The sequence below is a fragment of the Synechococcus sp. R55.3 genome, assembly GCF_047461975.1.
Classification (GTDB): domain Bacteria; phylum Cyanobacteriota; class Cyanobacteriia; order Thermostichales; family Thermostichaceae; genus Thermostichus.
Genome location: NZ_JANSIG010000062.1, coordinates 1 through 18098, shown reverse-complemented (window position 1 = coordinate 18098; position 18098 = coordinate 1). Strand labels below are relative to the sequence as shown.

20 protein-coding genes are annotated in these 18098 nt (G+C 59.0%); 8 read left to right on the top strand and 12 right to left on the bottom strand.

Going from position 1 to position 18098, the window contains the following annotated elements:
• On the bottom strand, positions 1-1342 hold a 1342-nt coding region (locus NW849_RS10210), incomplete at its 3' end, for a serine/threonine protein kinase (protein ID WP_414357552.1).
• 134 nt (positions 1343-1476) lie between these two features.
• Here NW849_RS10210 and NW849_RS10205 point away from each other — a divergent pair.
• Both NW849_RS10205 and NW849_RS10200 read left to right on the top strand, forming a co-directional pair.
• Complete coding sequence (locus NW849_RS10205) at positions 1477-3048, top strand: photosystem II high light acclimation radical SAM protein (protein ID WP_414357551.1); 1572 nt, start codon at positions 1477-1479, stop codon at positions 3046-3048.
• Positions 3049-3177: 129 nt separating this feature from the next.
• Positions 3178-4005, top strand: coding sequence for a DnaJ domain-containing protein (locus tag NW849_RS10200; protein WP_011434132.1), 828 nt, complete (start codon positions 3178-3180; stop codon positions 4003-4005).
• Here NW849_RS10200 and NW849_RS10195 read toward each other — a convergent pair.
• From NW849_RS10195 to NW849_RS10180, 4 genes are all read right to left on the bottom strand, one after another.
• Entirely contained in the window at positions 4002-4697 is a 696-nt protein-coding gene (locus NW849_RS10195) for a chorismate pyruvate-lyase family protein (RefSeq protein WP_414357550.1), read from the bottom strand. The two genes, NW849_RS10200 and NW849_RS10195, sit on opposite strands and share 4 nt — an antisense overlap.
• A gap of 132 nt (positions 4698-4829) precedes the next feature.
• On the bottom strand, positions 4830-5333 hold the full coding sequence (locus NW849_RS10190; protein WP_414330730.1) for an AbrB family transcriptional regulator: 504 nt from the start codon (positions 5331-5333) through the stop codon (positions 4830-4832).
• On the bottom strand, positions 5330-5779 hold the full coding sequence (locus tag NW849_RS10185) for a Fur family transcriptional regulator (protein WP_414357549.1): 450 nt from the start codon (positions 5777-5779) through the stop codon (positions 5330-5332). Before NW849_RS10185 ends, NW849_RS10190 begins: the two co-directional genes overlap by 4 nt.
• A gap of 29 nt (positions 5780-5808) precedes the next feature.
• Positions 5809-6132 (bottom strand): DUF1825 family protein, encoded by a 324-nt coding sequence (locus tag NW849_RS10180; RefSeq protein WP_011434128.1) that lies wholly within the window; start codon positions 6130-6132, stop codon positions 5809-5811.
• A gap of 150 nt (positions 6133-6282) precedes the next feature.
• Between NW849_RS10180 and cobT the strand changes: the two genes are divergently transcribed.
• On the top strand, positions 6283-7410 hold the full coding sequence (gene cobT / locus NW849_RS10175) for a nicotinate mononucleotide-dependent phosphoribosyltransferase CobT (protein ID WP_414357548.1): 1128 nt from the start codon (positions 6283-6285) through the stop codon (positions 7408-7410).
• Here the strand turns inward: cobT and clpS are convergent.
• From clpS to NW849_RS10160, 3 genes are all read right to left on the bottom strand, one after another.
• On the bottom strand, positions 7359-7664 hold the full coding sequence (clpS, locus tag NW849_RS10170; RefSeq protein ID WP_011434126.1) for an ATP-dependent Clp protease adapter ClpS: 306 nt from the start codon (positions 7662-7664) through the stop codon (positions 7359-7361). The two genes, cobT and clpS, sit on opposite strands and share 52 nt — an antisense overlap.
• A 177-nt stretch (positions 7665-7841) precedes the next feature.
• Complete coding sequence (locus tag NW849_RS10165; protein WP_414357547.1) at positions 7842-9683, bottom strand: hypothetical protein; 1842 nt, start codon at positions 9681-9683, stop codon at positions 7842-7844.
• Positions 9684-9823: 140 nt separating this feature from the next.
• The gene (locus NW849_RS10160; protein WP_011434124.1) at positions 9824-10219 is read right to left on the bottom strand and encodes a hypothetical protein; all 396 of its coding nucleotides are present in this window, start codon (positions 10217-10219) and stop codon (positions 9824-9826) included.
• Positions 10220-10331: 112 nt separating this feature from the next.
• Between NW849_RS10160 and NW849_RS10155 the strand changes: the two genes are divergently transcribed.
• From NW849_RS10155 to NW849_RS10145, 3 genes are all read left to right on the top strand, one after another.
• Positions 10332-11000 carry a RibD family protein gene (locus NW849_RS10155; RefSeq protein WP_414357546.1) on the top strand — a complete coding sequence of 223 codons (669 nt, stop codon included), beginning with the start codon at positions 10332-10334 and terminating at the stop codon, positions 10998-11000.
• Between the two features lie 619 nt (positions 11001-11619).
• Positions 11620-11820, top strand: coding sequence for a DUF2811 domain-containing protein (locus NW849_RS10150; protein WP_041436785.1), 201 nt, complete (start codon positions 11620-11622; stop codon positions 11818-11820).
• A gap of 138 nt (positions 11821-11958) precedes the next feature.
• Positions 11959-13767 carry a tetratricopeptide repeat protein gene (locus NW849_RS10145; protein WP_414357545.1) on the top strand — a complete coding sequence of 603 codons (1809 nt, stop codon included), beginning with the start codon at positions 11959-11961 and terminating at the stop codon, positions 13765-13767.
• On the opposite strand, the gene rpaB is transcribed toward NW849_RS10145, so the two are convergent.
• The 3 genes from rpaB to deoC form a co-directional block, all read right to left on the bottom strand.
• Positions 13740-14480 (bottom strand): response regulator transcription factor RpaB, encoded by a 741-nt coding sequence (rpaB, locus tag NW849_RS10140; RefSeq protein ID WP_414329445.1) that lies wholly within the window; start codon positions 14478-14480, stop codon positions 13740-13742. The genes NW849_RS10145 and rpaB overlap by 28 nt on opposite strands.
• A gap of 463 nt (positions 14481-14943) precedes the next feature.
• Positions 14944-15801: a DNA repair protein RecO gene (gene recO, locus NW849_RS10135; RefSeq protein WP_414357544.1), complete on the bottom strand. Its 858-nt coding sequence runs from the start codon at positions 15799-15801 to the stop codon at positions 14944-14946.
• Positions 15798-16493 (bottom strand): deoxyribose-phosphate aldolase, encoded by a 696-nt coding sequence (gene deoC / locus NW849_RS10130; protein WP_414357543.1) that lies wholly within the window; start codon positions 16491-16493, stop codon positions 15798-15800. The genes recO and deoC overlap by 4 nt, the downstream gene beginning before the upstream one ends.
• A gap of 2 nt (positions 16494-16495) precedes the next feature.
• On the opposite strand from deoC, the gene NW849_RS10125 reads away from it, so the two are divergent.
• Entirely contained in the window at positions 16496-16672 is a 177-nt protein-coding gene (locus tag NW849_RS10125; protein WP_414357542.1) for a hypothetical protein, read from the top strand.
• Between the two features lie 29 nt (positions 16673-16701).
• Here the strand turns inward: NW849_RS10125 and NW849_RS10120 are convergent, their stop codons facing one another.
• On the bottom strand, positions 16702-17166 hold the full coding sequence (locus tag NW849_RS10120; RefSeq protein ID WP_414343843.1) for a redox protein: 465 nt from the start codon (positions 17164-17166) through the stop codon (positions 16702-16704).
• Between the two features lie 174 nt (positions 17167-17340).
• On the opposite strand from NW849_RS10120, the gene NW849_RS10115 reads away from it, so the two are divergent.
• Positions 17341-18098 (top strand): LysR family transcriptional regulator (locus tag NW849_RS10115; protein ID WP_414357541.1); only part of this gene is annotated, 758 nt, incomplete at its 3' end.

Below are 18098 nucleotides of genomic sequence, written 5' to 3'. Positions count from 1 at the left end.
CGGCCAGCCACTCCAACTCTGGCTCTTGCAGATCCTTTAGCTCGTACTTGCGGTTGCCCGCCCAGACGTTCAACTGTGGGCTTACCTCCACCCGATCCCCACCGGAATCCCGTCGGGTATGGCGTGGGATCAGCTCCAGCCGGTCAATATCCCATCGCCGACTGGGGGGAACATTGCCAAACCTCAGGCCAAACACCTCGTGAGCCAGGCGAATGTATTCTGTGTCGATCCGTAGGTGGGCCTTGCCGAATAGACCGTAGAGGATCCCGCCCACCATCCCCAACCCCACCGTCCAGAAGGGCAGGGTGAACAGGCCAAACACCAAATTGGCCGGAAAAGGCGCAAGCACAACCGACGTGATCGTGAAAAAGGTGATGAAGGAGTTCCAAGCGATGGCGAAAGGCAGCAACGCCAAAACACCGATTTGCCGGGCCGGGATCACCACCTGAAAGGTCTGTTCGGACTTGTGCAGTTGAATCCGGCTGCCTGCTGGCTGTCGAGTAGGGACTGCTGCTGCGTCTGAGGGAATCAAGGCGGGACGACGATCCAAATGCTCCAGCGCCTCCAGGGCCTGCCGGGCGGAAGCGGGACGATCTGCCGCCAAAGGTTCCGTCATCCACCGCAGCCAGTCGCGAAAGGGCGGGCTCAGTTGCACCGCTTGCTCGAACACAATCCGGGCTCCCTCCTGGGGCAGATCCGCCGGGTGTTGGCCGGTGAGCAGGTGGATTAGGGTGGCACCTAAGCTGTAGAGATCGGAAGCGGGCACGGTTCTGCCGCCAAATTGCTCTAGGGGCATGTAGCCGTAGCTCCCCACCACGGTGTAGGATCCCTGCTCCCGGGGGGCAGCCGCCTGAACCGAGCCAAGATCCACTAGGTACACCTGCTGGTCGGATCCCAAGAGAATGTTGCTGGGCTTGAGATCTCGGTGAATGACGGGGGGATGGAGTTCGTGCAGGTAGACGAGAATGCGCAGCAACTTTTGCGCCAGATCCCGCACCTCCGGCTCGGCAAAGCGCCGCCCTTGCTCCATCCACTCTTGCAAAGAGGGGGCGTCGATGTAGGTTTGCACCAGGGCCAGGCCCCGTCCTCCCTCAAAGCTAACCTCGAAGTGGTCGCGGTATTGGGGAATGGCCGGATGGGAGAGGGTCTGCAGGATCTGGGCTTCCCGCTCGAACAGCTTCAGGTCGGCCCAATCGAAGTCTGGCCCAAAGAGCAGCAGCTTGATCACCACCTGTTCCGAGGTGAGCAAATCCTGGGCCAGATAGGTGTGTCTGCCGCTGCGCTTGCTCAATCGCCGCTCTGGTCGATAGCGCTGGTGCCAAATTGGGCCCTCTGGAGTCATACCCTCTCCTCAGGTCCGACCCTGCTGGTTGCTTCAGCTTTAGCTTATCCTTGTCCCTTTCGGATCCCTGCCGCCGCGCCCCTCAAAAACCGACTAGAGTGAGTGAAGAGATGTGAAGTAAGCTCTCAGGTTATATGGCCTCGAACCTGAAGATTCAAAAAATCCTCTATGTGCGGCTGCCCTGCAACCCCATTTTTCCCATTGGGGTGGTTTATTTGGCCGATCATGTCCACAAGCTGTTCCCCCAAGTTGAGCAGCGCATCTTCGATATGGGCACCTTTCCGCCCTTGGATTTTCGCCGCCGCATGCTGGAGCAAATCGATCAGTTTCAGCCGGATTTGCTGGTTTTCTCTTGGCGAGATATTCAAGTCTATGCGCCGGTGAACGGGCGGGCCGGCAACCTGTTGCAACACTCTTTTGAGTTTTTCTACGCCCGCAACCCCCTGAAAAAATTGCGGGGATCCCTGAATAGCCTCAGGCTGGTGCTGGCCTACTATGGCGAGATTTGGCGCAACACCCGGCTGGTCTGGCAGGGGATCCGCAGAGCCAGGCGCTACAAACCTCACGCTGAAGCGGTGCTGGGAGGTGGGGCAGTCAGCGTCTTCTATGAACAATTGGGCCGCTATCTGCCCAAAGGCACCATCATCTCGGTAGGGGAGGGGGAAACCCTGCTGGAAAAAGTGATCCAAGGGCAAAGCCTTGCTGCAGAGCGCTGCTATCGGGCCAAGCTGGAACAGCCTCGCCCAGGTTTGATCCACGAGCCGCCCCAACCTCTGCAAAAAACCGCCTGTGATTACACCTACATCACCGCCATTTGGCCGGAAATTGACTACTACTTAGAAGGGGGCGACTTTTACATTGGGGTACAAACCAAGCGCGGCTGCCCCCACAACTGCTGCTACTGCATCTACACCGTCATCGAAGGCAAGCAGGTGCGCCTCAACCCTGTGGATGAAGTGATCCGAGAAATGATGCAGTTGTACGAGCGAGGAGTGCGAAACTTTTGGTTTACTGACGCCCAGTTTATCCCTGCCCGCCGCTACATTGAGGATGCGGAGGAATTGCTGCAGAAAATTCTTGATGCCGGCATGACCGATATTCGTTGGGCTGCCTATATTCGGGCCGACAACCTCACCCCAAAGCTGGCCGAGCTCATGGTGAAAACTGGCATGAGCTACTTCGAGATCGGCATCACCAGCGGATCCCAGGAGCTGGTGCGCAAAATGCGCATGGGCTATAACCTGCGCACGGTACTGGAGAGTTGCCGCTACCTCAAACAGGCAGGATTTAACGACCTGGTTTCGGTCAATTACTCCTTTAATGTTATCGACGAGCGACCGGAAACCATTCGGCAAACAGTACGGTACCATCGCGAGCTGGAAGCCATCTTTGGTCGCGACAAAGTTGAGCCGGCCATCTTCTTCATCGGCCTGCAACCCCACACTCATCTAGAAGATTTTGCTCGCAAAATCGGTGTTATCGACGACCGCTTTAACCCCATGCACATGACTCCTTGGACGGCGCGCAAACTGCTCTGGAACCCAGAACCCCTGGGATCCTTTTTTGGGGAAGTGTGTCTGGAAGCCTGGGATCGCAACCCCCATGATTTTGGCCGCGAGGTGATGGATATCCTGGAGCGTCGTCTTGGCCTGGCAGAGTTGGAAGAAGCCCTGAGCGCGCCTCTAACAGGGGTTTACGTGTCTTAGCTCTTGGGCCAGCAGCCTCGCTGAACCGGGCAGGATATGCTGGTCCGAAAGGAGGGATCCCTGTTGGGGTAAGGTGGCTGGCCTTCGAAGGCAGCCGGTTCTCCCTCTGTTCTGCAACCAACTGCTCCCATGCCTACTCTGCCTGCTTCCCCCACCTACTACCAACAGCTGGGGCTTTCTCCCCAAGCCAGCCTGGAGGAGATCAAAGCTGCCTACCGCCAGCGGGCACGCGAACTGCACCCGGATCGGTTGCCTGCCGATATCCCCGCAGGGTTGCGGCAGTTGGCCCAGCGGGAGTTCCTCCAGCTACAACACGCCTACCGAGTTCTCAGCGATAGCCAGCAGCGTCGGGCTTACGATCTCAGCCTCATGTCCAAACCCTTGCCTCCTCATGCGCCGGTGCAGGTGGTGCTTGAGCCGACTGCGACCTCTGTCAGTTGGCTCGCCCTCTTGAGTGCTGGACTGATAGGGGCTGCTCTGTGTTTGGCGGGCTTGGCCCTTTGGAATGCCCTCAACCCGGCCCAAGACTTGGACGCAGCCGGCAGAGTGGCCCTCCAGGCTCCTGCCAACCCGGATCCCTCTCCCTCGCCCAGGCCAGACTCCGGATGGGATGGGGATCTGCCCGCAACCTCTTCAGAGACGATGACCTCGGCCCCGGCTAGTCTTTCTGAAGCCACCTCTCCACCTTCTTCTGAGCAGATTGACCGCTTTGCCCGCACCCTCCTGGCGGTGCAACCTCTTCTGGAGAGCACCCAAAATCGCCTCCAACAGGCCAACAGCAGCGAGGAACGTCGGCAAATCGAACAACAGTTTGAGGCTGCTGCTGCCGAGATCATCGTCGCCCATCAACTGACCCCAGAGGACTATCAGCGCATCTCCGCCAGCGCCCAATTGGATCCGCAGGTGGCAGCCGCCATCACCGCAGCCGTGCGCCGTTGGAGGTCTCCGTCGCGCTAGCGGGACAGGGCCCTTGCGGCCAGCCGTGGAGAAAACACCTCGTAGATGACGGTCAAAGGCTGGCCCCTGTGCAACAAAAGATAATGCCTAGCCCAGAAGGGACCGGGACACTGCAGCAGCCGGGCAACCGGGTCTGCCTCGCCGTAGTAAAGGCCGCGCAGCTCGCGAAAGGTCTCCAGTTTTTCTTGGATCAGATTTTGGCCAATGGGCCGATCGGGATGGGGCAAGTATTGAACCAGATGTTCGGAGTTCCACCAAGAGGTGGCATAGAGCAAGGGCTGTTGAGAGGTTACTCCGCACAGCCAAACCCGCCGCCGCATCAAAGGGGATCCCAGCCGCCCCAAATCTCTGGCCAGCTGTTGCATGGACTTGGGGGCAGTGCCCTGCTCTGCCTGTAAATCAACCCGGCCCGTGTCCAGCAGATGAGCCTGAATCGGCTCTTGGATCAAGGCAGCAAGATTACGGGTGGTAAAGCCATCCCCCAAAAGCAGCAAGCGCAGCACGGGATCCACCTGCACCAGCTCAGGCTGTACTGGGTCTGGCTCCCCCTGCCAATGCAGCTGTAGAGGCCACCAATCGCCTTGGCCAGAGGAGACATTGCCCAAAGAGCCATCTGCAGAACAGAGAGTAGCGCTCCAAGGGGATCCGGCAGCGGCGGCATGGCAGGTGAGTGGAGAGGGGGAAAGTTCCAAGGCGGCGGTTCAGTTGTTAAGTTCTGTATCGCCCCTAGTCTAACCCACCCACCGTCTCTGCTCCGAGGACTTTCGTGACATACTCCGGCACTCATGCTGATGCACAGAGGGCGGGGCTTCCCGGCGGTCTAGCTAACTCGTGCCCGGCTGAACGAGCAGTCGCACCACCCAGGGGACGACCACGACGACACTGATCAGGCGTGCCAAGTGCATGACCACCACTGTGCTGGTTTGGGCTCCCATGTCCAGGGCTATCAGGCTCATGTCGGAAATGCCTCCTGGAGCTGTGCCCAAGATGGCAGTCAAGCGCTCGATCCCCAGCCAACGGGAGATCAGGTACCCCGACAAGACCCCCGTGCCCACCGCAATCACTGTACAGAGCAGGGCTGGTCGCCACAGATCTTTCAGGGCCAAAAGCGTATCGGCAGTGAGCTTAGTACCCAAAAGAATGCCCAACACCACCTGCATGGCAAAACGGATCCCGGCTGGGGGAGCGGGAATTGGGATCGCCCCCCAGACATTCACCAGACCCACCGCCACCATGGAGCCCACCAGCGCTCCTGCCGGAAGCCTCAGCTTGACCCCGATCAGGGCGCCAGCCAGCCCGATCAACACCGTCCAGAGATAGCTCATCATTTGGGCTTAGCTTTGAGAAAAGAGGAACGCCGTGAGTCCGGGCTTGGCCCAACCCCTCTACGGCACTGGGCACAGACGCCGTAGAAGTCAAGCACATGGTACTCGATCGCAAATTGGTATCGGCTGGAAAGCTGTGCCTCCAAATCTTCCACCGGACAATCGGGCAAAGGCACCACCCGCCGACATTCGGTGCAGATCAGGTGATGGCGGTTGTGGCCATTGCTGGGCAGAACCTGGTAGTAGGTTTGCTGATCTCCCAAGTTGACCGCCTGCAGCTTGCCCTCATTGCGCAGAGCATCCAAAACTCGGTAAACCGTGGCCAGACCGACGGTGTGGTTGGCATTGCGCAACTCCAAAAAGATCTCTTGCGCCGAAAGGGGTTGTGAACGATGCTCTAGCACCTCCAGAATCAATTTCTGGTTGCGGGTCTGGCGGGAAGAAGACATGATCCCTTCGTGTAGGTCGTTCTTGGGGGTCAACGCTCAGCGTCTGCCTCAGCTTTCATGCGCTCTAGGGTCTGGTGCATCTGGTCAAACATTTGGGTCAGGGAGAGCCCAAACCCCCCAAGCTGAGTTTGCAGTTGTTTGATGGTCATTTGAGCCATAAAGTCGTCGGAGAGTTCCAGCCGCTTCATGAAAATGCGCTGGCGCTCCAGCAACTCCTCCATCTGTTCGATGAAGATTTTTTTGCCTTCCCGGTCGAATTGGCCGTACCGTTGACCAAGCTGCATCAGGTTTTGGAAATCCTGAAACAGTTGCTTGGCTTCCTCTTGGACGATCTCAGAGTCGAAGAAGCTCATGGCCTTCCGTTTGCCCTGAATAAACTGCATTGGGTATACCCATCCTATCCGAATCCGATTGCCTCAGCAGGAGGCAACCCCTCCTGCGAGTACGGGATCCCGCCCTTCTGGCTCAGGATAGACTCTGGCTTGTTTGCCTCGGTGTCCGGTATGCTTCCGTTTCCTTGCGTTAAGGCTTACACTCAGCCGGCTGTGGCCCGGCGGTGGTGCGAACGGGTGCAGGGATCCCGACCTCTGTTTCTGGCCTGCTTGGGGTTTACCGAAACGGCTCTTGTTCCGGGCATTTCGGCTGCCGGCGCTACCCCCTCCTTGCGTCGCTACACAGCTCTTGCCGATGGCGAAGTGTTGCTGGCGGGCCATTCTCACCGCTTGCCCACCTCTCCGGATGGCTATCCTTCCCCAGTGGTGATCAGCTGCGCCATCCTGAGGGAGTTGGGGATCCCGTGCCGAGTGTTCGATTGTGGCTTGCCGGAACCTTTGCCGGGGGCAGAAATGGTGAGCTCTGGGGGAGTGGCCCGCTGCTTGAGCACAGGACAGGCTCTGTCTTTGGAGCAGGTGGGATCCCTTTGGCAAGAAGGGTACGACCGCGGATCCCGGCTGGAGCAAGGCTACTGTGTGATTGGGGAGTGTGTGGCAGGGGGCACCACCACGGCGCTGGCGGTGTTGTTGGGACTGGGGTGGGCAGCAGAGGGCATGGTAAACAGCAGCCACCCGGTCTGCAACCACGCCCAAAAGCTGGCCTTGGCCCGGCAGGGATTGGCCCGTCTGCCAAGGGGAGCTTCTGCTGCTGAGGTGGTGGCGGCAGTGGGGGATCCCATGCAGCCCTTTGTGGCCGGGTTGGCGATGGGCGCAGCGCAACGGGGAGCGGTGCTGCTGGCAGGGGGAACCCAAATGTTGGCGGTGCTGGCCTTGATGCAGCGCTGGGGGGAAGAGCAGGGGATCCCTTGGCCCCCGGAGAACGTGGTTGTGGGAACCACCCGCTGGGTGGCAGAGGATCCCTCGGGCAATACGGTGGCCTTGGCAGAGTTGTTGGGGGTTGCTCCCCTTTTGGCCACCCAACTGAGCTTTGCCAATAGCCGCTATCTGCCTCTACAGGCTTACGAGCGGGGCTATGTCAAGGAAGGGGTGGGGGCGGGTGGGCTGGCCATTGCCAGCAGCGTTTACGCCGGTTGGGGCCAAGCGGAGCTGTTGGCAGCAGTTGAGCGCAGCTACGAACGCCTGGTGCTTCAGGCCGGCTCCAAGGGGGCCATGGTCAACCCCTCCCGCAGCAATTGCTGATGGTAGAGCTCCGCCTGTTCTTGAGGGCCGACCCAAACAACTGCTTGCCCTTCGGCATCCACCTGCACGGTCAGTTGCCGCGCTAGGGGCAAAGTCATGCCGGGGATGTATTTCAGCAGACATTCCGTAACGTGCTGAAAGGTATTGAAATCGTCATCCAAGACGATCACCTTGAAGTGGGGGTAGGGCTGGCGAACCTGGGTTCTCGAGGGCGAGAACTGCTGAGCAGGTCGAGTTGGAGCTTCCGTAGTCATAGCAGAAGAGATCGACACAACTACCGAGTAACTTGGGTCTCTCAGGGGTGAGAAACCGGTCGCTTCTGATGATCTATCTCTATCTAGTTTCTAGTCTAATTGGCATCTTGTTGGCAGCTTGTGTCTGTATTCGGATCCCTTGTCGGTCGTTGGCGTCAGCGATAGAGCATGGTTCCTCTAAAGCTCTTCCCGCAGCGGGCGGCGGGGCTTTTGCCCGCCGAAGTGGCGCTCGAAATACAGGGCAGTGGCCCGGCGTAGAATCCCGGCTTGGGCAAGGGCCTGACACAGGGATCCCCCTGGCGGCAGGTGCTTCTGGATCTGTTCGATTTGGGCGGCGCTGACCAACCCAGAAGCCTTGAGGTAGTCGGCCACGTGGCGTCCCCCCGCCAGTTGAACGGAGTAGCCCCCTTCGCTGAAAAATTTGACGGTCTCCGGCTTGAGGCCACTGTGGTGGGCCAGCACATCTGTGAAAGTGCCCCCTGCCTTTTCCCAAGCGTGAATGACGGTTTCGATGCCGGCATTGTCGATCAGGCCAGCCGCCCGCAATTGGGTCAACACCCGCTGTACCCAGGGGGTGGCCCGCTGCAAGGCTTCCAAGTCCTCTTCCCCCAAATACTGCTGCGGGGGCAATTCGCTTTCTGGGGCACTCAGTTCCGCTGCCCAGTCGGCTATGGTCAGGGCCTTGAGATCCTCTGTCTCTGGCCGGGCTTTCTCCGAAGCTGGGGTCGGTGCAGCTGCAGGTGGGGAAGTTCGTCGGGCTTCGGCTACCGCTGCAGCTAGAGCACGGTTTTCCGCTTGAGCCGCTTGCAGTTGGGCCTGGAGCTGGCTCACTTGGGCTTGGGCTTCCTGCAAGCGATCTTGAGTTTCTCGCAGTTGGGCTTGGGTTTCTTGGAGCTGCACCTGCAAGCGGTGGGTGGCCTCGGCAGCTTCTTGGCGAATGTGGGCCAGGTCGGCAGTTAAGCGCTGCTTCGTAGACTGGGCCAGTTGGAGTTGGTGTTGGTGCTCCTGCAGCGACTGGTTCAGGGCAGCCACTTGGGCTTCCATTTGCTGCAGAGCATGACGCAGGTGGGCCTGCTCTTGGAGCTGCTGTGCCTGATCCTGCTGTATCTTCTGCTGCTCCTGCAGTTGGGATCCCAGCTCTTGCAGCTGGTGTTTGGCTTGAGATTGCCATTCTGTCAGCTCGTGGCAGCGGCGACGTAGGATTTCCAGCTCTGCTTGGGCGGCTTGCAGTTGCGCGGATCCCTGAGTTTGCTGGGCTTGGAGTTGCTCCTCCAGTTCCCGAATGCGCTGTTGGGCAGCCTTTTGTTGTTCTGTCTCCTGTTGAATTTGGGCTTCCAATTGGACAATGCGCTGCTGCTGCTCCTGCTGGCGGGCTTGATGGTCGGCAACCTGCCGCAGCGATTGTTCGACCAGGAGCTGTTGCTGCTGCCGCTGCTGCTCCAGTTGCGCTTCTAAGATGGCAATTTGCTCTTGGTAGCGCTCCAGCTGGGCTTTGTATTGCTGGGTAACTCTGTAGGTCTCTTGGGCTACCTGTAGAGGGGAGACATAAAGAGGGGGCTGATCGGGAATGGTGGACCACTGCTCCACCATCACCTCCCAACTGTTGGCAGCTCCTTTCTGGCGCCGCAGCCGCTGCTGCTTGTCCAAGGCCCATTCCAACCAGTGGGGTTGTACCCAGCCCTGCTGCACCAAGATCTCCCCCAGCTTGCGCTCCGGGTGCTGCCGCTGCTGAATCAGAGCCTGATGGATGTGCTCCAGCTCCAGATACCCATGCAGCATCAAGATCTCGCCGATGCGCACCAATTCGACCGGAATCAATGGGTAGAGATCTCGGGGGGCAACCCAGCCGTGCTGCATACACAGCTCCCCCAACATCAAGGGGGTATCGGCCTTTTCCCACATGGCCTGAGCCAGTTGGGCGGGGGTGAGCAGTCCTGCTCGGTTGAGCGCTTCTCCCAAGCGGATCTCAAACTTTTCCTGCTCGATGGCGGTTGGGGTGGGGCTGGTCGGCGGATTCATTGGGCCTCTCGGACGGGAAGAGTAAGCTCTGCTACAACTATCGTAGTGGAAAATCCTTAGAGAAGTAGCATGCTGCAACCGAAACGCATTTTGTCAAGCCGAGGATCCACGGGTTTTGCCGGAAGGTCGCTTTTTAAGTCCTAAGAGGGGCGCTGTTCTTGGCTTTGGGCAAACTGTTGCAGCCGCCGCAGCATCAGCAATTGTCCCAAGCCCAAGGGCAGGAGAGAGACGGCCTCTACCCGCAACTGCACCCAGCCGTTCCCCCACAGCCAGTCACAGTAGCCATCGGCTCCTCCCCACATCAGCAGGCGCAGCCGTTCCGGCAGCAGGGTTTCCACCTGGTGCATGATCGAGAGGGGGCCCCATTGGGCCGCAAAGGTGCTGCCCAGCTCCAGCCTTTCGGGAAGGGATCCCTGCAGTTGCTGGGGCCAGATCCACTGCTGCAGCAACCCCACTTCTGTCAGACAGCGCTGCATCGTCGATGCACTGGCCTCGACTTCAACCCGGATGGTGGAGGATTGAAATGTCCCTAGCATATCCATTCCGCGTGGGCGCTCTGGTGACCGGTGCCACGGTTCCCCCGGCGATGCCTGACTCTATTCTGGTCAATTTGTAGGGTTTGCCCACCCTTTCCCAGCGATCTTGCCTTTGAATCGTCCCCACTTGGTTGCCATCTTCGCCCAGAGCTTGGATGGAAAGATCGCAGCCCATCGAGCGCAGAGGCCCTCCTTCAGCAGCCCTGAGGACTATCGGCACTTGGAAACCCAAGCTGCCCAGCAACAGGCTTTGATCATGGGGGCCGCCACTCTGCGGGCCTACGGCACCAGTCTGCGTATTCGGGATCCCGAGTTGATCCAACGCAGAACTGCTCAGGGCCTATCCCCCCAGCCTCTGACGATCATCTGCTCTGGCAGCGGAGATATTCCTGAGGATTTGCCGTTTTTTCGCCAGCCCCTCACCCGTTGGCTGTGGACAACTCCCAAGGGATCCCGGATTTGGCGGAACCGAACCGGCTTTGAGGACATCTGGGTGGCTGCCGATTGGGATCTGCCGGCACGGCTGGCCCGCCTGCGCAGCTTGGGCATTGAACGGGTGGGGTTGTTGGGCGGGGGGCGGCTTTTGGGGGCATTTCTGCAGGCAGGAGCCTTGGATGAGCTGTGGGTTACCCTCGCTCCGGTGCTGCTGAGTGGATATGCCGATGCGCCTGCCAGCATTGAGGGTTGGCAAGTGCAGGGATCCCCGCCCCAGTTGGAGCTGCTGGAATGCCGCCGCGGTTCCAAGGAGCTGTTTTTGCGCTACGGAGTTGAGTGGCCCTGAGAAATGCTCGACACAAACACAAAAATTTTTGGACAAATTCAGATTTCCCGGAAATCCACAGGTTTTCCCCAGACTTTCCACAGGCGGGTGGGCTGTTTTCCACAGGGCCTTTCCCTCAGGGGGCGGCATCGGGGGTTTCTGTGGAAAAGTTGAGGTGGGTAAGGTTCAGGCGACTACACCCTGAGAAACGTAACGGGATCGCGCCATTTTTTCCCATCCCATCAAGGCCAATGGAGAGCTTTTGTCCTGTTGGATCCCTGGCTTGGGATTGACATCCCCCATAGGGCAGAGGGCAGAATAACCCCACCTGAGGGCGAGTGGTGTGGAGATTTTCCCGAGCGCTCTCCTTAGAAAGAAAAGACTTCATCTGTTCTACGGCCCACGACAGGCTTAGGAACAGTTGTGAATGCCCTCCCTCCCATCCGCTGGGATAGGGGCAAGCTATGAACCTATATCGCTTGCTTTTCTTCTTGCGGGCCTGCTGAGGCCCCTAGCCTACCTAGGTTGGGTTTTGGTGTTGCGGGCTCGCTCTGTTCGGGCTGCCCAAGTTCTGGCTGTGGCCGCAGGTTTTGCGGGATGCCGTTTTCTCCCCTCTTGACCCCGAGTGAGTGGTTGGACTATGAGTTCTCACAGCGTTAGCATTTTGAGTGAAATTCCCGAGGAGCTGCATGACACCCTCCAAAACTACCTCTCCCGCCATCCCGACTGGGATCAGGATCGGGTGGTGACGGCAGCGCTCTCGTTATTCCTGCTCCAAAGCGGGGAGAGCGACCGGCGGGCGGCACGCATCTACTTGGACAGCCTGTTTCGCCGCAACTGAGCCCCAAGGATGGCCCGTGAAAACCGGGGCAGTGGGAACCTTTTGTTAGCCTGGGTAGGGATCCTGTCCCACCGCTGTCATTTGGACACTGGGGGGAGGGGGCTAAGAAGTGAAAGGGATCTCAAAAGAGGCAAAGACGTGCCACGGGGCTTTGGGCGAGGAAAAGACAACCGGCAAGCGACTGAGTCACAGGATCCAGAGCGGGGATCCGAGATCCCATCCCCAGAGGCGGCTCTGACGTGGGTTCAACGCTACCGACAGGCGGGGGATCTGAAGACCGCTCTGCACCTCTGCCGGCAGCTTACCCGCGCCCATCCCCATCTGTTCGCCGCTCAGGCGTTGCTGGGATCCCTTTATCTCCAGATGGGGGATCCCCGCCAAGCTTTGACCCCCTTGCAACTGGCTCTGCACCTGCGGGGGGATTGGGTGCCGGCCTGGCAGGATCTGGGCGATGCCTGGATGCAGCTTGGCAACCCAGAGGAAGCGGCGCGAGCCTACGAACAGGGCCTGGCCTTTGCCCCCGGTGATGGGCAATTGCTTTTCCGATTGGGCAGTTGTTGGCTCACCCTGGGGAAATTGGCCCAGGCAATTGAGGTGTTGCAACAGGCAGCAGCAGCCCAGCCTCCCCAGGTCTATGCCTTGGCAGCTTTGGGGAATGCCCTGATGCTCGATGGCCAAGCTGGGGAAGCGGAAAGTTGGTTTCGCCAAGCTCTCGCCCTTGCACCCCAGGAGGGGCGAATTCTCGTTAACCTCGGCCACTGCCTGCACCTGCAAGATCGCTTGGAGGAGGCCGCCGATTGTCTGCAACGGGCCATCTCGCTGTTGCCGAGGGATGCCCAGCCTCACAACAACCTGGGCACCATCTTGCAGGAACAAAACCGGTTGGAAGCGGCCATTGAAGCCTATCGGCGCAGCTTGCAGTTGGCCCCCCACTGGCCGGAGATCCACTACAACCTGGGCACGGCTTTGCTGACCCTGGGCCGCTACGAGGAGGGGTGGCGGGAATACGAATGGCGGCTGCAGCGACAAGAAGCGGCCTACCCGCGCTTTCTTTCGCCTCTGTGGACGGGATCCCCTCTGGGCCGCCAGACCCTGCTGATCTACGCCGAACAAGGGTTGGGGGACACGCTTCAGTTTGTGCGCTACCTGCCGCTGCTGGCCGAGGCCCATCCCCAAGCGCAAATCTGCCTCCGCTGTCAGGGATCCCTTGTCGAGCTGTTCAGAGGGTGCTTCCCCCTTCCCCAGGTGCAGGTGATCTCGGAAACGGATCCCTTGCCCTCTTTCGATTGCCATCTGCCTTTGCTCAGCTTGCCGCAGCGGTTGGGCACCACTCTGGAGACGATCCCGGCCCGCATCCCCTATCTTGTCTATCCCGTTCATGCCGGCGGGCCGCAGATCCCTTTGAGCCTCTCCTGGCCAGAGCTTTCCCAGGAGCGGATGAAAGTGGGGCTGGTGTGGGCCAGCGGCCGGCGTGCCCATCCTGAGCTCAACCGCGTGCAAAGGCTGAAAAGTTGCCCTCTGAATCTGTTGCTCCAACACTTGCATGTGCCTTCCATCCAGTGGGTTAGCCTGCAGGTGGGGGAAGATCTAAGGCCGCTGGGATCCCTATTGGAGCAGCACCAAGTGTTGGAGCTGGGATCCCGTTTCCGCAGTTTTGTCGATACAGCCGCAGCCGTTGCCCAGTTGGATCTGGTGATCAGCGTTGATACAGCCGTTGCTCATTTGGCCGGGGCGATGGGCAAGCCGGTATGGGTGCTGCTGCCCTTTGCCGCCGATTGGCGCTGGCTCCTCCATCGAGAAGATAGCCCCTGGTACCCCGGGGTGATGCGCTTGTTTCGACAAAACACACCGGGAGACTGGGTTGGCGTGCTGAGGCGAGTCCAGGTTGCCCTCGAAGAGAAGTTGCAAGGGATCCCCTCTCAAGACCGTGCCTGTTCCTCCCCCTGAATGATGCGCTGAAATAGATAGCCGGTGCCTCGGGCCGTCAGGATCAGCTCTGGGTTGCTGGGGTCATCTTCCAGCTTGGCCCGCAGCCGCGAGATGTGGACATCCACCACCCGCGTATCCACATGGCGCTCCGGGGTATAGCCCCACACCTCTTGCAAAATCTCGGAGCGGGAAAAAGGCTCCCCCGACCGACTGACCAACAACTCCAGCAGACTAAACTCCATCCCCGTCAGGCGAATGCGCTCGTCCCGTTTGTAGACCTGCCGCTTGTTGGTATCGATGCGAATATCCCCCACTTGAATCACCCCGGAACTGGGGATCCCATCGTGGGCCGACCGCGCCACCCGTCGCAACACCGACCGAATGCGAGCTTCCAGCTCCTTGGGGGAAAAGGGCTTGACCACATAGTCGTCTGCCCCCAGCTCCAGCCCCGTGATACGGTCGGCCACATCGCCCAGCGCCGTCAGCATGATGATGGGGATGTCCGATTCTTTGCGCAGCTCCTGGCAGACCCCATAGCCATCCAGCTTCGGCATCATCACATCCAGCACCACCAGGTCGGGATCCTGCTTGTGGAAAACCTCCAGCGCCTCCTCGCCGTCCGAAGCTGTGACCACGTCGTATCCGATCATGGACAGACGGGTTTCCAAGATGCGTCGAATGCTGGCCTCATCATCGACCACCAGAATCCGTTCCTTACGCTGTGCTTCCACGGTGCTGCAACTCCTGAACTTCTAACGGTACTCGGTAAAAGAGAAATCTGAAAAAGAACTGAGGTGGGCGCTAACTTGAGTTGGGCGGATACAGGAACCTCAGGGGCTGCTCCTCAGTTGGGCAGACTCACCGAGTGAAATTGAACACTCACAAGCAATCATCTGCAATTAACCAAAGCCGCACCCCAGGGATGCAGCTCCGGGAAACAAGCACCAAGCAGAAGGCCCTCTCAGCAGTCGATTCAATCTTGTTAAAAGCTCCAACTTCAATCCCACCTGATTATGCTGTCCAGTACCTGGTGCAAGGCACTCCTCCCCCCAAACCATTGCTCAAACCTGAGAGGCCTTCGTAAGAAGTTACTTTCCATAACCTAATTTATCATCCAAAATCGGCTGCCAACCCGCCTCGATGCTCTATTTTGCGGCTATTGGGCCGGACTTGATACATACCTTCACAACTTTTTCAGACCGATGCCCATTTTTCGGGATGTCCCTCAGGAAAAGCCGGGGATCCTTGACCGTTTGCAGTGGAAACAGCATAGCAACTGGCCAATAGCTCGGCGGAACGGATCTCTCGATCCGTATGATGCTCCAAAACGCGCCGTAACAGACGTTCTGCTTCCAGCCAAGCAGCCAAAGGCAGCGAATCCTCAGGCAGAGGCAGTGTGGAGCTGGGCAGGGATCCCAAGGCACGCAAGGCAGAGGCTGAGACCCAGGCAATCGGGCTGGGCCGCTGGGCCACCCGGCAGGGATCACAGATCAAGCCACCCCATTGGGGGCTGAAAAAAACGCCGTCGACCAACTCCCCTTGACAGAAGTAACAAGCCTGCACCTGAGGGGCGAACCCCGCCAACGCCAGGAGGTGGTACAACCCGTGGGTGAGCAAGGGCAAAACGGCCCGTTCCGAAGCAGCCCGCTCGATGCGTTCCAAGTGTTCGACCAACACCACAAACAGCTCTTCCTGGGCTTGATCGGGCAAGGCCAACAGCAAGGCCACCTCCGCCAAATACTGCGCTGCTGTGAGATGGGCTAAGCTGCGGCTGAGACGAGGAAAAGTCTGGAGGGTTTCCGCTTGGACAATGCGCTGTAAACGCTGGGAGGTATCTGCTTGGGCAGACCAGCGCCCCCGCACCATCAGCAAATCGTTGATGACAAAAGGCTCCATCCGCCCGCCCAGCTTGGAAGGCTGCTTACGGGATCCCTTGGCCACCGCCCGGATCAACCCTTGCTCGCGAGTCAAGATGGTAACAATCCGATCCGCCTCTCCCAGTGGGATCCCTTTGAGATTGATGCCCGTAACCCGATAGGTGCGCCCACTCATGGGGTTCCTCTGGCTCGCAGCTCTTGCATCAGCTCCAGCCCCCAAGAGGTGCCGATACGGCTGGCCCCCGCCTGGATCATGGCCTCTGCTTGAGCCACCGTGCGAATGCCGCCCGACGCTTTCACCCCCACTTTGCCGCGGCTGAGTTGCCACAACAGTTGCACATCTGCCAGCGTCGCCCCCCCCATCCAGCCGGTGGAAGTCATCAGAAAAGCCGCCCCCGCATCGATACAAATCTCCCCGGCCAGCTTTTTCTCCTCCTCGGTCAGCAGAGCCGTTTCCAAAATGGCCTTGATGCAGACCCCCGTTTCTTCCACCAGTTGGGCAATCTCAGCATGGAGGCGATCCAGCTCCCCCGCCTTGAGCCAAGCCAAGTTGATGCGGACATCCAGCTCCCGGCACCCCTGCTCCACCGCCAGTTGGGCCTCGTAGAGCTTAGCCTCTGCAGTGGTTGTGCCCAGGGGAAACCCCACCACCGTGCTCACCTTGACCGGGGATCCATGCAGCCGCTCCACCACCCGCGGCACATAGCAGGGAGGAACACAAAAAGTGGGGAAACCATAGCGCAGGGCGATCTCACACCCCTGGTCGATCTGTTCTGGAGTAACCATCGGCAACAGCAGAGTATGGTCGATGTACTCCGCCAAGTTGATCGAGCTATCCGCTATGCCCTTGCGCTCCAGAGAGAGCATTGGTGGATCCCCCAGCACCCATCTTTACTCTAGCCTCAGCTTTCACCTACAGGGATCCGCAAAGAGGGCTGAGCCTTGCCAACTCAGCAGGGCGACACCTCGACCCCTCCATTCCCCAGGCACAGCTCACCCATGCTGCTGCCCACTTGCGAGCCTCGATTGACTCGCGGCTAGGTTAAGGGAACGGGGGAGGATGATTGGGTTGCCCTCAGGCACAAATGCGGGGCAAAGGGGCGGGTGCCGAGGTCACCTGCAGCAATCGGGGAATACGGCTGCTGTCGTAGATGCGAAATTCTTTTTCCAAGATGGCTTTTTCGTCGCGCACCGCCTGGTTCAATACGATGGATCCCTCTGGATCGGAGACGGAACGGTGAAAAGTGCCGGGAGGAATGCGCAAAATACCTCGATTCGCTTCCAGGCGCACAATATGGAAGGGATCCCGCCAGCTAAAATTCACCAGGTAAAACGTCCGTCCGCCCCATAAAGCCAGCAAGTTGTCCTCCTGGTGTGGATGCATATAAAACTGCCAATAGCCCTGCGGATTGTTGGGGGGACTGATGGCGGGCCCATCATGGTAAACCAAATCGCGGGCGTTGGATCGCGCAACCGTGATGTCGAAAAAGCGCACGCCGGGAGTATCTCGAAATTGATGGAAAGGCAATAGGGCAAACATGGATCTCGACATAGGGACACTTGACCAACGACAGGAAGATAAAGAGGTTTTCACACTGTTTCCCGCTGTTTCGCAGTGTGAAGGAGAAGTTATGTCGTAGTTTAGTCAGGTGCGGCGGAGGGTTCAAACCTGAGATAGCATCACATCTATGCGCAGATCGAATAGATGGGATCCATGAACATCTCGCAACTGCAAACCCTGGTGGCTGTGGTGGAGCGGGGAAATTTCAGCGATGCTGCCCTGCAATTGCACATTTCCCAGTCGGCGGTGAGCCGGGCCATTGCCAGCCTGGAGGAAGAACTGGGGGTGACCCTGTTGGTGCGCGGTCGCTTTGGGGCGCGCCTAACCCCGGTGGGAGAGCGACTGCTGCGCCATGTTCGCAAAATGCTGCAACTGCGGGAACAAATGGATTATGAGGCCAACCTGGAAAAAGGGTTGCGGGGGGGAAGTGTGCGGGTTGCCGCTTTTCGCAGTGCTGCAACTCATTTGCTGCCACCGGTGATCGCCCGCTTCCGCCAACAATTTCCGCAGATTACCCTCACCCTCACAGAAGAAGATCCGGCCACTGTCGAACATCTGTTGCGATCAGGCCAGGTGGATATTGGCCTGTTGCCCCTGCCGCGGGCTGCTGAGGATCTCCAGACGTGGGAGATCGCCCGTGATGAATTCATTGTGTTGGTTCCGCTGAGTTTTGGGCCCCTGCCGGAAACCTTGACCTGGGAGGATCTTTCCCGTTTTTCCTACATTCTCTACAACTACGCCGAATGTACCACGGCGGTGCGGAACCACTGGGAAGCTGCCCACCAAACCCTCAAGGTGGCCTACTTGGTGAAGGAAGACTCCACCATTGTGAACATGGTGGCGCAGGGTCTGGGGGCTGCCATTTTGCCTCGCTTGGCCGCCATCCCCATTCCCGAAGGGATCCAGATCCG

Excerpts from the sequence above, each read along its gene's own strand:
- NW849_RS10120 (WP_414343843.1), bottom strand. The coding sequence starts at position 17,166 with ATGTTTGCCCTATTGCCTTTCCATCAATTTCGAGATACTCCCGGCGTG.
- NW849_RS10200 (WP_011434132.1), top strand. The coding sequence starts at position 3,178 with ATGCCTACTCTGCCTGCTTCCCCCACCTACTACCAACAGCTGGGGCTT.
- recO (WP_414357544.1), bottom strand. The coding sequence starts at position 15,801 with ATGAGTGGGCGCACCTATCGGGTTACGGGCATCAATCTCAAAGGGATC.
- NW849_RS10180 (WP_011434128.1), bottom strand. The coding sequence starts at position 6,132 with ATGAGCTTCTTCGACTCTGAGATCGTCCAAGAGGAAGCCAAGCAACTG.
- NW849_RS10190 (WP_414330730.1), bottom strand. The coding sequence starts at position 5,333 with ATGATGAGCTATCTCTGGACGGTGTTGATCGGGCTGGCTGGCGCCCTG.
- cobT (WP_414357548.1), top strand. The coding sequence starts at position 6,283 with ATGCTTCCGTTTCCTTGCGTTAAGGCTTACACTCAGCCGGCTGTGGCC.
- NW849_RS10160 (WP_011434124.1), bottom strand. The coding sequence starts at position 10,219 with ATGCTAGGGACATTTCAATCCTCCACCATCCGGGTTGAAGTCGAGGCC.
- NW849_RS10185 (WP_414357549.1), bottom strand. The coding sequence starts at position 5,779 with ATGTCTTCTTCCCGCCAGACCCGCAACCAGAAATTGATTCTGGAGGTG.
- NW849_RS10150 (WP_041436785.1), top strand. The coding sequence starts at position 11,620 with ATGAGTTCTCACAGCGTTAGCATTTTGAGTGAAATTCCCGAGGAGCTG.
- NW849_RS10205 (WP_414357551.1), top strand. The coding sequence starts at position 1,477 with ATGGCCTCGAACCTGAAGATTCAAAAAATCCTCTATGTGCGGCTGCCC.
- clpS (WP_011434126.1), bottom strand. The coding sequence starts at position 7,664 with ATGACTACGGAAGCTCCAACTCGACCTGCTCAGCAGTTCTCGCCCTCG.
- NW849_RS10165 (WP_414357547.1), bottom strand. The coding sequence starts at position 9,683 with ATGAATCCGCCGACCAGCCCCACCCCAACCGCCATCGAGCAGGAAAAG.
- deoC (WP_414357543.1), bottom strand. The coding sequence starts at position 16,493 with ATGCTCTCTCTGGAGCGCAAGGGCATAGCGGATAGCTCGATCAACTTG.